Genomic DNA, 15,549 nt, shown 5'->3' with positions numbered 1-15,549 from the left:
AGAAGTTGATCATCTTCTATATTTAGAATAAGCTCAGCTTTTCAATACAACAAAAAATCAAGTGAGATGTCTTAGTGGTTTGGAGAAGCGTCCGCTCGGCTCCTGTGGGATCAGCGGGTTTGAGAGACCCCGCAGGCCGCGAAGCGGATGAGGAGGCTCGATTCCCGCCCCACGGAAAGCGAGTGGTAAGCTTCGAAAAAACACGTTTAATAGGGTTTCTCGACAACCAAAAAAACGGACAGAGAATATTCGATTCTCTGTCCGTTTTTCATTGTTCAATTCTTGCCTGAAGCATATTGTTTTATTTCTGCTTACGGAATCCTTTAAGCTTTTCGTAGATTCCGGCAAATTTCTTTTCTTCTCCGGCAACGACCGGCTTGTAGAATTCCGCCTTTTTCAGTTCTTTCGGCAAGTAATCCTGGTCAGTCCAGCCGCCGAATGAACCGATCGGCGTGTCGTGCGGGTATTTGTATCCGCCGTGGCCTAGTTCAGCGCTGCCTGCGTAATGCGTATCGCGCAAATGAGGCGGAATTTCGCCGACTTGGCCTTTATTGATGGCGGCAGCAGCGGCATCGATCGCCCGGTATGCGGAATTGGATTTCTCTGACAAGCACATTTCCGCGACCGCCTGGGCGAGCGGGATGCGTGCTTCCGGAAGGCCGAGCCGGTCCGCGGCCTGGCACGCGGCCAGCACATGACCGCCGACTGCCGGGTTGGCGAGGCCGATATCTTCATAGGCCATCACGAGTAGGCGTCTCGTCACCGCTGTCAAATCGCCGTTCTCCAGCAAATGAGCCAAATAGTACATGGCGGCGTTGACGTCGCTGCCGCGCACGGATTTCTGCAAGGCCGACAACAGATTGAAAAAATGCGAGCCTTTTTTATCGCCGAACACACCGACGCGCTTGATCATCTGTTCGATGATGCCATCATCGACGATATATGTGTCGTCTTCCTCGTCGGACGCGATGACAATCGACTCGAGCATCGTTAAAGCTTTACGCGCATCTCCGTTCGTACCTTCTGCGATGCGTGTAATCTGTTCTTCGGAGATGCGGATTTTTTCGCGGCCGAGTCCGCGTTTGTCGTCCGACAAGGCGTTGTTCAACAGTTCCACGATGTCTTCTTGCGTCAGCCGCTTCAGCTGTTTGATTTCGCCGCAGCGTGAACGGATTGCCGGGTTGACGTCATGGAATGGATTTTCCGTCGTCGCGCCGATCAATACGATCGCGCCGGATTCGACGTGCGGCAAAAGTGCGTCCTGCTGCAATTTATTAAAGCGGTGGATCTCATCTAAAAACAGCAGCACTTTACCGGTCATGCGCGCTTCCGCGACAACCCCTTCGACATCTTTTTTGCCGGACGTCGTCGCATTGAGTGCGATGAACGGCAAATCGGACGTGCCGGCAATGGCGTGGGCGATCGACGTCTTGCCGATGCCGGGATCGCCGTAAAGCAGCATGGACGGCACGTGGCCGCTTTTGATCATTTTATAAAGTGCGGTAGAGGATCCGATGGCGTCTTTTTGGCCGACAACTTCGTCGATCGTCCGCGGACGCATACGGAAAGCAAGAGGTTCATTTTGCACGAGGAAAGCTCCTTCCGTCTATTCATTTCATCAGTATAGCGAATTGCGGCCCGGAAGTCATTGAAAGCCTATGGTCGGTGAGATATGCTATACTTATTTGAAGAATTGACGATTAGGTTTAGGGGAGTAGTTATATGAAAATATCAACAAAAGGCCGCTACGGCTTAACGATTATGATCGCACTAGGAAAGCAATACGGAGCAGGACCTGTGCCGTTGCGCAAGATTGCGGCGGACAATGATTTATCGGAAGCATATTTGGAGCAATTGGTGGCACCGCTGCGCAATTCCGGGCTTGTGAAAAGTGTGCGCGGCGCATACGGCGGCTATATGCTGACGCGCCATCCGAAAGAGATTTCTGCGGGAGATGTTATCCGTGTACTCGAAGGGCCGATCCAGCCGGTCGAAGGGATCGAAGACGAAAAGCAGCCCCAGCGTGAGTTGTGGGGACGGATTCGCGATGCGGTGAAAAATGTACTCGATACGACATCGATTGAAGACCTTGCCCAAACAGAAGATGACGAAACCGAGAATTATATGTTCTATATATAAGGAGTTAATCAAAAATGAAACAAATTTATTTGGACCATGCAGCGACTTCGCCGATGCATCCGCAAGCGGCAAAAGTTTTTGCTGAAGCTTTAGGTGCGCATTTCGGCAACCCGTCAAGCATCCACCAAACCGGGCGCAACGCACGCCGTGTGCTCGATGAATCACGGCGTGTACTCGCAAACAGTATACACGCCGATGATCCCGAAATCATTTTCACATCCGGCGGAACCGAAGCCGACAATTTGGCGATCTTCGGCACAGCTAACGCCAAAGAAGGCCGCCATATCATCACGACTCAAGCCGAGCATCACGCAGTTCTTCATGCATGCGAAGAACTGGAGAAAGCAGGCTATCAAGTGACGTATTTACCGGTCGATGAAACGGGACGCGTCCATCCGGAAGACGTCAAACAAGCACTCCGCGTTGACACCATTCTCGTGACGGTCATGCTCGCCAATAATGAAATCGGTTCGATCCAGCCAATCGCAGAAATCGGAGAGCTCCTCAAAGGAACAGGTGTCACGTTCCATACCGATGCGGTGCAGGCGTATGGCTTATTACCGATCGATGTCGATCGATTGAACGTCGACCTATTATCGGTTTCCGCCCATAAAGTGAACGGACCGAAAGGCATCGGGTTTTTATACCAGCGCAAAAACACACCGCTGAAGCCGCTCGTGTTCGGCGGTGAGCAAGAGCGCAAACGCCGTGCCGGCACTGAGAATGTGCCAGCCATCCAGGCGTTCGCAACCGCGGTGCAGATCGCACAGGAAACGATGGAAGATAAACGCCAGTCGTTCACGGAATATAAAGAGCTGTTCCGTTCCGCATTCGAGCAGCACGCAATCGATTTCAAAGAAAATGGCACAGACCAATTGCCGCATATATTCAATGTCAGCATACCGGGAATCGATATCGAATCATTCCTCGTCAACTTGGATTTGTCCGGAGTTTCCGCCTCAAGCGGATCCGCCTGCACAGCCGGTTCGATTGATCCGTCGCACGTCCTGGTGGCGATGTACGGAATTGATGCGCCGGAACTGCGCAATTCGATCCGTTTCAGCTTCGGGATCGGACTGACAGCTACGGACATTACACAAGCAGCCGACAAAACGGTTCAAATTACCAAGCGCCTTGCGCAAAAATAGAAAAGGTGAATAATTTATGGACACAAAAGCACCACAAGATACTCGCATAGTTGTCGGCATGTCCGGAGGAGTGGATTCTTCGGTGGCCGCACATTTATTGAAACAACAAGGCTATGACGTCATCGGCATTTTCATGAAAAACTGGGACGACACTGACGAAAACGGCGTCTGTACGGCAACCGAAGATTATGAGGACGTTATCCGCGTCTGCAACCAGATCGGCATCCCGTATTACGCGGTCAATTTCGAAAAGCAATACTGGGACAAAGTGTTCACGTATTTCCTCGAAGAATATAAAGCCGGCCGCACGCCGAACCCGGACGTTATGTGCAATAAGGAAATCAAATTCAAGGCATTCCTCGAACACGCCTTAAGCCTCGGCGCGGATTATCTCGCGACGGGCCATTATGCGCGTGCTGAAACGGATGCAGACGGCGTCACGCATATGCTGCGCGGTGTCGACAATAACAAAGACCAAACTTACTTCTTGAACCAGCTCAACCAGGAGCAATTGTCGAAAGTCATGTTCCCGCTCGGTGCAATCGAGAAGAAAAAAGTGCGTGAAATCGCACTAGAAGCCGGACTTGCCACGGCGACAAAGAAAGATTCGACAGGAATCTGCTTTATCGGCGAGCGCAATTTCAAGGAATTTTTAAGCCAATATCTTCCGGCTCAACCCGGTTCGATGGAAACGCTTGATGGCATCAAAAAAGGCCAGCATGACGGGCTTATGTATTACACAATCGGCCAGCGCCAAGGTCTCGGCATTGGCGGCGCAGGTGATCCATGGTTCGTCATCGGCAAAGACTTGGAAAAAAATGTGCTGTATGTCGGCCAGAACATCCACCACGATGCGTTGTTTTCCGACAGCCTGACCGCGGTCAACTTGAGCTTTACGACCGGCGATGCGCCTGCAGAAACGTTCCAGTGCACGGCGAAATTCCGCTACCGCCAGCAAGACATCGGCGTTACAGTCGACATGAAAGGTGGCGAAGCGGTTGTCACATTTGATGAGCCGGTGCGGGCAATCACACCAGGGCAAGCGGTCGTCTTTTATGACGGCGACGAATGCCTCGGCGGCGGTACGATCGACCGTGTATTCAAAAACGGCGAACGCTTGGAATATGTAGGATGACGGAGGAATCAGCGATGAACTATAATGAAATCGGCATTAAAGCGTTGCAGGAAGGCCGTGCAGAAGATGCCATACAGGCGTTCACGCAGGCGATCGAACAACACCCAGAAGATGCGCTCGGCTATATCAATTTCGGGCATGTACTGACATCGATGAGCGAAACAGATCGTGCGGAACGCTTTTTCCAAAAAGCGTTGACGCTCGATGAACAGTCGGCGACCGCTTTTTACGGTTTGGCGAATCTATATTTCAATGCAGAACGCTACGAGGAAGCGCTGAAATTGTACGAACAAGCGGTCCAAAACGGCATTGAAGGGTCAGATGCCCATTATATGATCGGCAAATGCTTCGAGCGCATCGACCAGCCGAAATTGGCTTTGCCGTATTTACAGCGGGCAGTCGAGCTGGACGGGAAAGACGTCTTGTCGCGGCTGAGCTATGGCATTGCACTCGCTTCATTGGAATTATTCGAAATGGCTGAGCAGCAGTTCGTCTGCGCCTTGGAGCTGGATGTTGATAATTCGGACGTCCATTACAATTTAGGAGTTTTATATGCCGTATCGAGCGACCGCACAGAAGACGCTATGTACCATTTGCAACGCGCGTATAAATTGGATGAAAACAACGAAATGGCGCGCTATGCCTACGATATGATCAACGAACGATTGAAATAAAGAAGAAGAGAGGAGACGGCCCTATGTCCGGACAGATTGATTTATTCCAAAAAGAAAGTGAATTTGTACTGGGGCATCCGGTCGTCTCGATTTTTCACAACCCCCAAAACCTTTTCTCCATCATAAAATTGAAAATCCAGCAAACCAATTCCTCTTATGCAGAAAAAGAAATCATCGTTTCCGGGTATTTTCCGAAACTGTCGATAGAAGAGCAATACCGCTTTACCGGCAGCGTTAAAAACCATCCGAAATACGGCGTGCAGTTCCAGGCGGAGACGTTCAAGAAAGAAGTGCCGGAAACCGAACAAGGCGTCGTCCATTATTTATCGAGCGATTTGTTTAACGGCATCGGCCGGAAAACCGCCGAGACGATTGTCAAAAAGCTCGGGACCAATGCCATTAAAAAGATTCTCGAAGACCCGGCAGCGCTCGACGATGTGCCGCGCCTGTCGGACGATAAGAAAGACACAATCCGTTCGGCCTTGCAGATGAACCTTGGGCTTGAGCGCGTCATGATTCAATTGAACGACTGGGGATTCGGCCCGCAGATCGGGATGCGCATTTATCAGGCGTACCGCGAAGAAACGATTGATGTGCTGACGAAAAATCCGTTCCGCCTAATAGAAGAAATCGATGGCATCGGATTCCACCGTGCTGACGAAGTCGGATCCAAGCTCGGTTTGACCGGCAGCCATCCGGACCGTATCAAAGCGGCGATCATCCACGTTTTGAACCAGGCGTCGCTATCGGAAGGGCATGTGTTTGTCGATGCCAAGAATTTGATTCCGCTCGTCAAGCAAATGCTGGAAGCGAGCCAACGCGAAGACATTCCGGTCGAGGCGATTTCGAAAGCGGCAGTTGAATTGAACGATGACGGCAAAGTGGCGGGCGAAGAAACCCGTCTTTATTTGCCGTCGCTGTATTATTCGGAAGTCGGCATCGCGACGAAACTCGAGACGCTGCTGGCCGAACAGGAAACGCGCGCCGGCTTCCCATCATCAGAAATCCGTAAAGCGCTTGGTGAAGCGGAAGAGCGGCTAGGTGTGAGCTATGCCGAGACGCAAATCGACGCCATCGAGAAAAGCCTTAACTCCGCGGTCATGATCCTGACGGGCGGACCCGGAACCGGCAAGACGACGGTCGTCCGGGGCTTAGTGGAAGTGTATGCAGAACTCCACGGTTTGTCGCTGGACCCGAAAGATTACGCCAAGAAAAAAGAAGCATTCCCGATCATTCTGGCTGCTCCGACAGGACGTGCCGCGAAGCGCCTCAGCGAATCGACGGAACTTCCGGCGATGACCATTCACCGATTGCTCGGCTTTAATGGCCAGGAACGGGAAGAACAAACTGAAAAGGAAATCGACGGCAAATTGATCATCATCGATGAAATGTCGATGGTCGACACCTGGCTCGCCCACCAATTGTTAAAAGCGGTGCCGAGTGATGCCCAGTTGATTTTCGTCGGGGACCAGGACCAATTGCCGCCGGTCGGCCCGGGACAGGTGCTGCGCGATATGCTTAACTCCGGGCGCATTCCGACCGTCGAGCTGACGGAAATCTACCGCCAAAGTTCTGGCTCATCAATCATCGAACTGGCGCACCAGATGAAAGCTGGGAAACTGCCGGACAATATCGAGGAGAAAACCGCCGACCGTTCGTTCATCCGTGCAGGAGCGGAACAGATTCCGATGGTCGTCGAAAAAGTGGTCAAAAGCGCGCTCGCAAAAGGCCATACGATCAAGGACATCCAAGTGCTCGCGCCGATGTACAAAGGGCCGGCCGGCATCGATGCGCTCAATAAAATGATCCAGCAAATGGTCAACCCGAACGACGACGGCACGCGCAAAGAGCTAGCGTTCGGTGACATCACCTACCGTATCGGCGACAAAGTGCTGCAGCTCGTCAACCAGCCGGAAAGCAATGTCTTCAATGGCGACATGGGTGAAATCGTCGCTATCATGAAAGCGAAAGAAACGGTTGAAAAACAGGACCTGCTCGTCGCGTCGTTCGACGGTATCGAAGTGTCGTATCAGCGCAGCGATTTGAACCAGCTGACGCTGGCATATTGCTGCTCGATCCACAAAGCGCAAGGCTCGGAGTTTCCGACGGTCATCATGCCGGTCGTCCGCGGCTATATGAAAATGCTGCGGCGCAATCTGTTGTATACCGGCATTACAAGAAGCCGCGACTTTCTCATTTTATGCGGAGACCCGGGCGTCTTCCGCTACGGCGTGGAACGAACCGATGATGCGAGCCGCCTGACGACACTGGCGGACCGCCTGAAAGTCGCCTCCACACAAAGCGTGGAAGAAGAATTGGTAGTGGCGCCACAACAGCCGGCCGCACAGGAACCACTGGGGCCGAAAAGCCTGACGCAGCAAAATGTCCACCGCATCCATCCGATGATCGGCATGGATGGCGTCACACCGCGCGACTTTGCGGATCACGAGGGAGCTTGACAAGCCCTGCGTGGTTTTCTATAATTCAATCTATAACAGATACACAACACCTAGACGGAGACAGTACAAAGATTCCGGTCGTTTAGAAAAAGGCTCCCCGGCTGAAAGGGCCTTCTGCCGCATCTTTCGAAAGCTACTCCCGAGTGCAGCTAATCACTGCCGTTTCGCCGCGTTAAGGCGCTTGAGAGACACAGGCTTCTGCCTGTGTAACCAGGGTGGTACCGCGAATCGAGCCTTCGTCCCTTTTTATAGGGGGATGAAGGCTTTTTATTATGCAGAAGGAGGAATTTTGATGAAGAATTTGAAAGCTGAAGAAATCAGACAAATGTATCTCGACTTTTTTAAAGATAAAGACCACGATGTGGAACCGAGCGCGCCGCTTGTGCCGTTTGAAGACCCATCGCTATTGTGGATCAACAGTGGTGTAGCGACTTTGAAGAAATATTTCGACGGACGCGTCATCCCGGAAAATCCACGCATCGTCAACGTGCAGAAATCGATCCGCACAAACGATATCGAAAATGTCGGAAAAACGGCGCGCCATCACACGTTCTTCGAAATGCTCGGGAACTTCTCGATCGGCGAATACTTCAAAAAAGAAGCGATCCATTGGGCGTGGGAATTTTTGACTGACGACAAATGGATCGGCTTTGACGCTGACAAATTATCGGTCACCATCCATCCTGAAGATGAAGAAGCGTACGCAATTTGGCTCAACGAAGTCGGCGTGCCGGCTGAGCGCATCATCCGTCTGGAAGGGAATTTCTGGGATATCGGAGAAGGCCCGAGCGGACCGAACTCGGAAATCTTCTACGACCGCGGCGAAAGCTACGGCAACGACCCTGAGGATCCGGAATTGTATCCAGGCGGCGAAAACGAACGCTACCTCGAAATCTGGAACTTGGTGTTCTCCCAGTTCAACCATAACGCGGACCATACGTACACGCCGCTGCCGAAGCAAAACATCGATACCGGCATGGGCCTCGAGCGGATGGCATCTGTTGTACAGGACGTACCGACCAATTACGATACGGACTTATTTGTGCCGATCATCCAAAAAACCGCCTATATTTCCGGTAAAAAATACGGCGAAAGCCAGGAGCAGGACATGGCATTCAAAGTCATCGCCGACCACGTCCGCACTGTTGCATTCGCGATCGGTGACGGCGCTTTGCCGTCAAACGAAGGCCGTGGATATGTCCTGCGCCGTTTGCTGCGCCGTGCTGTGCGTTATTCGAAGAAGCTCGGCATCGAAAAGCCGTTCATGTATCAGCTCGTCCCGGTTGTTGGCGAAATCATGCACAGCTTCTACCCGGAAGTGAAAGGCAAAGAAGACTTTATCGTCCGCGTCATGAAGCTTGAAGAAGAGCGCTTCCTGGAAACATTGCATGATGGCCTTGAGATTTTGTCCAATGTAGCAAACAAGCAAAAACAGGCTGGTTTAACTGAAATTCCAGGCGAAGATGTATTCCGCTTATACGATACGTACGGATTCCCTGTCGAATTGACAGAAGAATACGCAGAAGACGAAGGTTTGACGGTCGACCACTCCGGATTTGAGAAGGCGATGAACGAACAGCGCGAACGGGCGAGAAGCGCGCGCCAAAGCGTCAACTCGATGCAGACGCAATCGGAAGTGCTCGGCAACATCAAAGAAGAAAGTGAGTTCATCGGCTATTCACATACCGCCGTTGCGGCTGCAGAAATCGTCGCTATCGTCAAAGGCGGCGAACTGGTGGACAGTGCACAAGAAGGCGAAGAAGTGCAGCTGATTATGGACCGTACGCCATTCTACGCAGAAAGCGGCGGACAGATTGCAGATAAAGGGATGCTGACGAATGACTTGGTCAGCGTAGCTGTCCTCGATGTAAAAAAAGCGCCGAACGGCCAAAACCTCCACAATGTAGTGATCGAGTCCGGTGAATTGACGAAAACATCCGTCAAAGCGCAAGTGGATGCTTCGGAGCGCCGCCATACGGTAAAAAATCATACCGCGACCCACCTTCTTCATCAGGCATTGAAAGATGTTCTCGGCATGCACGTTAACCAGGCAGGGTCATACGTCGGTCCGGACCGCCTGCGTTTTGACTTCTCCCATTTCGGACAAGTGACAAAACAAGAGCTTGCGCAAATCGAACAGGCGGTCAACGAAAAAGTATGGGAAGGCATCGAAGTCGAGTCCGGCTACCATAATCTCCAGGAAGCTAAAGAGATGGGTGCCATGGCATTGTTCGGAGAAAAATACGGGGATGTTGTCCGTGTCGTCGCCATCAACGATTATTCGCTGGAATTGTGCGGCGGAGTCCATGTGGCGAACACATCGGAAATCGGAGTCTTTAAAATCGTCTCAGAAGGCGGCATCGGGGCAGGCGTACGGCGCATAGAAGCGTTGACCGGAAAAGGCGCATACGAAAGCTTGAAGCAAAGCGAAGAGACGCTCGACCAAGCGGCCGCAGCACTAAAAGCAAATCCACGCGACCTCGTCCAAAAAGTCGAAGCGGCGCAAACCGAAATCAAAGCGTTGCAGCGCGAAAATGAATCGCTCCTGCAAAAAGTCTCCAACGCACAATCGGGCGAATTGCTGGAATCGGCGAAACAAGTCGGTGCAGTTACCGTGCTATCGGCAAAAGTCCAGGCAAAAGACAACAACCAATTACGCCAGATGGTCGACGACCTTAAGGCGAAATTCGAGCAGGCGGTCATCGTTCTCGGAGCAAGCGACGGCGATAAAGTGATGCTGGCAGCGGGCGTGACGAAAAATATTGCAGGGAAAGAATATCATGCCGGCAATATCGTCAAACATGTCGCTGAACAATGCGGAGGCAAAGGCGGAGGTCGTCCGGACATGGCGATGGCGGGTGCTAAAAATCCGGAGCAATTGGATGCAGCGCTTGAATCCGTCTATACTTTAGTCAAATAGGTTTAACAAATCTGCGCTTTCAGTTATAATGGGATTCAGCAAGATGAACGAATTGCCAAACCAAACATTCCGAAAGCGAGGTGCTTGTCGTGAGCTCATTTGATCGCACGATGAAATTCGATTCATCCGATGAATCGATGGAGCAGGACGTGAAGCAGGTTATGCTGCAAGTCCATGCTGCTCTAGAGGAAAAAGGCTATAACCCGATCAACCAAATCGTCGGGTATCTACTATCAGGTGATCCGGCTTATATCCCTCGCCATCAGGAAGCCCGCAATATGATCCGCAAACTGGAGCGGGATGAAATACTTGAAGAATTGGTCAAGTTTTATATCAAAAAGAATAACGGAGAATAACTATGCGTACAATGGGATTAGATTTAGGCTCCAAGACAATTGGAGTAGCGATCAGTGATGCGCTTGGCTGGACAGCTCAAGGTATCGAAACCGTCAAGATCGACGAAGAGAACGGAAAGTTCGGGCTCGAGCGTCTTGGCGAATTGATCAAGGAATACAAAGTAACGGAAGTGGTCGTAGGGTATCCGAAGAACATGAACAACTCCATCGGGCCCCGGGCGGAAGCTTCCGAAAAGTTTGCAGCATTGCTAAAAGAAGGATATGATATACCGGTAGTACTCTGGGATGAAAGGCTGACGACGATGGCAGCAGAGAAAATGCTGATTTCTGCCGATGTTAGCCGGAAAAACCGCAAAAAAGTGATCGACAAGATGGCGGCAATGATGATTTTGCAAGGCTATCTTGATTCAAAAAAATGATGAGGTGACACGAATGGAACATGGTCAAGAACAAATTACAGTAGTGGACGAGCACGGCAATGAGCAATTATTCGAAGTGCTGTTCACATTCGAGTCCGAAGATTTCGGAAAATCATACGTCTTGTATTTCCCGGTTGGAGCAGATGAAGACGAAGAAGGCGAGATCGAAATCCACGCATCTTCTTTCACTGAAAACCCTGATTCTGAAGAAACGGTTTCCGGCGGCGAACTTCGCCCAGTAGAAACAGAAGAAGAATGGGACATGATCGAAGAAATGCTCAACACTTTCCTTGAGCAAGAAGAAGACGAAGAAGACGAAGACGAAAAGCTTTAATATAAGGGGGACGGAATTGAACCTTGATTCCGTCCCTTTCGTTTGAATCGTCTTTTGTTTGGGAGAGATGAATAGCTGAGGGGGAACACCCGTGGAAAAACAGTCGAAAAAAGATGTCATGTTCGACAGGATGAAGGAAAAGAAAAAGGAAGTAAGAGTCGTCCGCCGAATTGTCTTGATTGTGGCGCTCTTGCTGCTGTTGATTGTCGCAGTAGCCGGCTGGCAGGCTTATAGCTTTGTCGCCGAAGCACTGGAGCCAGTAAATCCGGATTCCGAAGAAGTCATTGATGTCGAAGTGCCGATCGGTTCTAACTTGGATAGCATTGCCGCATTGCTTGAAGAAAACGGCGTCATTAAAGATGCCAGAATCTATAAGTATTACGTCAAGTTCAAAAATGAATCGGAATTCCAGGCAGGTAACTACGGATTAACGCAAGCGATGACTTTGGATGAGATTACGGAAAGTTTAAAAACTGGTAAAGTTTACCACGAACCGTTATCTACAATCAATGTGCCGGAAGGGCTGACTTTGCAGGAAATTGCCGAGCGCGTCATTGAGCCGAATACCGATTACACGGCAGATGAATTTATGGCACAAGTTCAGGATGAAGCCTATATTGATGAATTGATGGTCAAATACCCGGATTTGCTGACAGAGGAAATCAAAGGAGAAAACGTCAAATTTGCACTTGAAGGCTACTTGTTCCCGGCCACATACCCGATTTATGAGGAAGATCCTTCCCTCGGATTGCTCATTGAACAAATGCTGGATGCAACGAAAGCAAACATCGAGCCATATCAAAGTGTGTTGCAGGAGCAGGAAAAAACTGCTCATTGGCTCTTGACGTTCGCTTCATTGCTGGAAGAGGAAGCAACTTCGATGTCCGACCGCCAGACCATTGCAAGTGTCTTCTACAACCGCTTGGATGTTGACATGCCGCTGCAAACGGACCCTACAGTCATTTATGCAATGGGTGAGCACAAAGACCGTTTGTTCAACTCTGATTATGAATTCGAAGACCCTTACAGCACCTATACAAACCAAGGCTTGCCACCAGGCCCAATCGCTGCTTCCGGTGCTTCATCAATTGAAGCAGTACTTGATCCGAATGAAACAGAATACCTGTTCTTCTTGGCAGATTCAGAAGGAAAAAATTATTTTTCAACGACTTATGAACAGCATCTTCAATACAGGGACGAACATATCGGAAATTGATCAAAGAAGGAAGGGAGCATCCGCTTCCCTTCTTCTTTTCTGTTAAATAGGGGCAAGTATCAGCAAAGAAAAGAGGCAGGAGCATGGGTAACCAATCATCGTATGCGTTATTCACCAAGATGCGTTCGTATGCTGCGGAACATCATGTGCCGATTATGGAAGAGCAGGGCATCGACGAATTGATCGAATTGTTGCAGCGGCAAGAGCCAAAAAAGCTGCTCGAGCTTGGTACGGCGATCGGCTATTCGGCACTGCGCATCGCCGAGGCTTTGCCTGACGCACATATCGACACGATTGAGCGCGATTTGGGCCGTTATGAAAAAGCGCTGGAGTATATCGGCGAGTCCTCGTTGGAAAGCCGTGTCCGCGCGATATGCGCGGATGCGCTGGAAGTGGAGCGCGCCGAACTGGATGCGCCGTACGACGCGATCTTTATTGACGCGGCGAAGGGGCAATACGAACGGTTTTTCGAGAAATACGAACGGCTACTGAGTGACAACGGCATGATTTACTGCGATAATATGTCGATGCATGGCATGACGGAACTGCCGATCAAACAAGTGCCGAAACGCAAGCGCACGATGATCCGCAATATCCGGTCATTCCGGGAGAAGATGGTTGAACACCCAAGGTTCCATTGTGAATTGCTGGCTGTCGGGGACGGTCTTCTCGTATGCACAAAAAAATGAAAATCGAAATCCAAGGAGTTAGTTGATATGTCCAAAAACAGGCCGGTCGTCATCGGAATTGCTGGTGGTTCAGGTTCAGGAAAAACGAGTGTCACAAATTCCATCTATGAAGTATTCAAAGAACATTCTGTTGTAGTCATCGAACAGGATTATTATTACAAAGACCAAAGCCATCTCGAATTTGAAGAGCGGCTTGAAACGAACTACGATCATCCGCTGGCATTCGATACCGATTTACTGATCAACCATGTGAACGAATTGCTAGAGCGGCGGGCAATCCAAAAACCGGTTTATAATTACGCGCTGCATACGCGTTCAGAAGAAAGTATCCTGATTGACCCGAAAGATGTCATCATCCTGGAAGGGATTCTCGTGCTCGAAGACGAGCGCCTGCGGGAATTGATGGACATTAAATTGTTTGTCGACACCGATGGAGACCTGCGGATCATCCGCCGCTTGATGCGCGATATCAATGAGCGGGGCCGGACGATCGATTCGGTCATCGAACAGTATTTGACGGTCGTGCGCCCGATGCACAACCAATTTATCGAGCCGACCAAACGCTATGCGGATGTCATCATACCAGAAGGCGGCCAAAATGAAGTCGCAATTGATCTAATGGTTACAAAAATTAAAACAATTCTTGAATAGATTGGAAATTTATAATAGAATGATACGAGACTGACGGGTGCTACGCATTCCTAGTCAGCAGTTGAAGGAGTGGGAAGAATATGGTAAACGATAAACAATTTCCGATGACAGCTGCCGGAAAGCAGAAGTTGGAAGACGAACTGGATTATTTGAAAACGGTTAAACGCAAAGAAGTGGTGGAACGCATCAAAGTGGCAAGAAGCTTTGGAGACCTTTCAGAGAACTCTGAATATGATTCCGCTAAAGAAGATCAAGCGTTTGTTGAAGGGCGCATCTCTACATTAGAATCGATGATCCGCAATGCGGTAAGTATAGATGAAACGGAAGCAGGCAACGATGTCGTCCGTCTTGGGAAAACAGTCACGTTTGTAGAAGTTCCAGACGGCGAAGAAGAAGCTTACACGATTGTGGGTTCCGCAGAAGCAGATCCATTAGAAGGGCGCATTTCAAATGACTCGCCGATCGCCAAAAGCATGCTTGGCCATACGGTTGGAGAACGTGTGAAAGTATTGACGCCAGGCGGGGAAATGGAAGTCAAGATTGTGTCGATCAACTGATGCACCCAGCCATTCCCAGGGGAGTGGCTGTTTTTTCGCGATTGACACAAAACTTTAGTGGAAATGTCAAATTTGTCATGGGAAAATTATGATAAACTATTGTCAAAGGGGGCATTGCATGGCCAACAAAGAACAATCTTATCCCTCTCGTTTGAATAAGAAGAAGAACAATAACAATCGTTCAAATTCGATTCTGAATATAATGATCGCCCTAGTGTTTACTTTGGTGATTATCATCGGAGCGACTCTGTTATTCGGAGGCGACGATGATTCAGCAGATCCGGAGTCTGTAGAAGTAGCGCCGGAAACTGAAAACCAAACGAGCGACAAGGAAGATGCAACAGTAACCGCAGAAGAAAATGATCTTGAAGAAGAGCAGGCAGAAGAAGATGCACAGCCTGAAAAAGATGCAGCGAAAGAAGAAGAGGACAAAGAGAAAGAAGAAGAGGAAGAGACCAAAGGCGGTACAATCACGCGTGAAGACTCTAACGATCCGATCGTCAGCGAGACGATCGTCAACACAAGCTGGGAGCCAGTCGGCACAAGCCAAAGCGGTGACCATGTTTCCTCTTACCAGAAGGATTCCGTAGATTGGAAAGAGAAAATCGAGGCGGTTGCATATGCTACCGGATTGCCCCAAAATGATATGTACGTCATGATGGTCCAAAATGGTGGCGGCCCGCAAAAATCGATTGCAACAGTCCAGTCTAGAGACCGATCCGAAAAATACCGCGTGTTCTTGGCGTGGGCAGACGGTGAAGGGTGGAAGCCCGAGAGAATGGATGTACTCAAAACGCTGGACGGCGCCTACTAATAGGGCGCCGTTTTTCCGGCATTAATATGGACGCAAGG

At 50.1% G+C, this 15,549-nt stretch carries 15 protein-coding genes; 14 read left to right on the top strand and 1 reads right to left on the bottom strand.

Annotated features, from left to right (window positions below):
• Positions 1 to 301: 301 nt before the first annotated feature.
• Entirely contained in the window at positions 302 to 1,588 is a 1,287-nt protein-coding gene (locus J7E21_RS06180) for a replication-associated recombination protein A (protein WP_215105697.1), read from the bottom strand.
• Between the two features lie 134 nt (positions 1,589 to 1,722).
• Here J7E21_RS06180 and cymR point away from each other — a divergent pair, with 134 nt between their 5' ends.
• From cymR to J7E21_RS06110, 14 genes are all read left to right on the top strand, one after another.
• The gene (cymR, locus tag J7E21_RS06175; protein ID WP_215105695.1) at positions 1,723 to 2,139 is read left to right on the top strand and encodes a cysteine metabolism transcriptional regulator CymR; all 417 of its coding nucleotides are present in this window, start codon (positions 1,723 to 1,725) and stop codon (positions 2,137 to 2,139) included.
• Positions 2,140 to 2,153: 14 nt separating this feature from the next.
• Positions 2,154 to 3,287 carry a cysteine desulfurase family protein gene (locus J7E21_RS06170; RefSeq protein ID WP_215105693.1) on the top strand — a complete coding sequence of 378 codons (1,134 nt, stop codon included), beginning with the start codon at positions 2,154 to 2,156 and terminating at the stop codon, positions 3,285 to 3,287.
• 16 nt (positions 3,288 to 3,303) lie between these two features.
• Positions 3,304 to 4,422 carry a tRNA 2-thiouridine(34) synthase MnmA gene (gene mnmA / locus J7E21_RS06165; protein WP_215105691.1) on the top strand — a complete coding sequence of 373 codons (1,119 nt, stop codon included), beginning with the start codon at positions 3,304 to 3,306 and terminating at the stop codon, positions 4,420 to 4,422.
• A gap of 14 nt (positions 4,423 to 4,436) precedes the next feature.
• On the top strand, positions 4,437 to 5,096 hold the full coding sequence (locus tag J7E21_RS06160) for a tetratricopeptide repeat protein (protein WP_215105689.1): 660 nt from the start codon (positions 4,437 to 4,439) through the stop codon (positions 5,094 to 5,096).
• Between the two features lie 23 nt (positions 5,097 to 5,119).
• On the top strand, positions 5,120 to 7,555 hold the full coding sequence (gene recD2 / locus J7E21_RS06155) for an SF1B family DNA helicase RecD2 (RefSeq protein ID WP_215105687.1): 2,436 nt from the start codon (positions 5,120 to 5,122) through the stop codon (positions 7,553 to 7,555).
• 292 nt (positions 7,556 to 7,847) lie between these two features.
• The gene (alaS, locus tag J7E21_RS06150; RefSeq protein ID WP_215105685.1) at positions 7,848 to 10,475 is read left to right on the top strand and encodes an alanine--tRNA ligase; all 2,628 of its coding nucleotides are present in this window, start codon (positions 7,848 to 7,850) and stop codon (positions 10,473 to 10,475) included.
• 89 nt (positions 10,476 to 10,564) lie between these two features.
• Positions 10,565 to 10,831: an IreB family regulatory phosphoprotein gene (locus J7E21_RS06145; RefSeq protein WP_215105683.1), complete on the top strand. Its 267-nt coding sequence runs from the start codon at positions 10,565 to 10,567 to the stop codon at positions 10,829 to 10,831.
• A 2-nt stretch (positions 10,832 to 10,833) separates the two neighbouring features.
• Positions 10,834 to 11,250, top strand: coding sequence for a Holliday junction resolvase RuvX (gene ruvX / locus J7E21_RS06140; RefSeq protein WP_215105681.1), 417 nt, complete (start codon positions 10,834 to 10,836; stop codon positions 11,248 to 11,250).
• Positions 11,251 to 11,263: 13 nt separating this feature from the next.
• Complete coding sequence (locus tag J7E21_RS06135) at positions 11,264 to 11,584, top strand: DUF1292 domain-containing protein (protein ID WP_215105679.1); 321 nt, start codon at positions 11,264 to 11,266, stop codon at positions 11,582 to 11,584.
• A 91-nt stretch (positions 11,585 to 11,675) separates the two neighbouring features.
• Positions 11,676 to 12,800, top strand: a complete 1,125-nt coding sequence (mltG, locus tag J7E21_RS06130; protein WP_215105677.1) for an endolytic transglycosylase MltG — start codon at positions 11,676 to 11,678, stop codon at positions 12,798 to 12,800.
• Between the two features lie 83 nt (positions 12,801 to 12,883).
• Positions 12,884 to 13,489 carry an O-methyltransferase gene (locus J7E21_RS06125; RefSeq protein WP_215105675.1) on the top strand — a complete coding sequence of 202 codons (606 nt, stop codon included), beginning with the start codon at positions 12,884 to 12,886 and terminating at the stop codon, positions 13,487 to 13,489.
• A 27-nt stretch (positions 13,490 to 13,516) separates the two neighbouring features.
• Positions 13,517 to 14,140, top strand: coding sequence for a uridine kinase (udk, locus tag J7E21_RS06120; RefSeq protein ID WP_215105673.1), 624 nt, complete (start codon positions 13,517 to 13,519; stop codon positions 14,138 to 14,140).
• An 80-nt stretch (positions 14,141 to 14,220) separates the two neighbouring features.
• Entirely contained in the window at positions 14,221 to 14,697 is a 477-nt protein-coding gene (greA, locus tag J7E21_RS06115; protein ID WP_215105671.1) for a transcription elongation factor GreA, read from the top strand.
• A 118-nt stretch (positions 14,698 to 14,815) separates the two neighbouring features.
• Positions 14,816 to 15,511 carry a YrrS family protein gene (locus tag J7E21_RS06110; RefSeq protein ID WP_215105669.1) on the top strand — a complete coding sequence of 232 codons (696 nt, stop codon included), beginning with the start codon at positions 14,816 to 14,818 and terminating at the stop codon, positions 15,509 to 15,511.
• The last annotated feature ends 38 nt before the right edge of the window (positions 15,512 to 15,549 follow it).

The organism is Planococcus sp. ISL-109 (assembly GCF_018613655.1).
Lineage (GTDB): Bacteria > Bacillota > Bacilli > Bacillales_A > Planococcaceae > Planococcus.
This window is presented reverse-complemented; position numbering and strand designations above follow the sequence as displayed.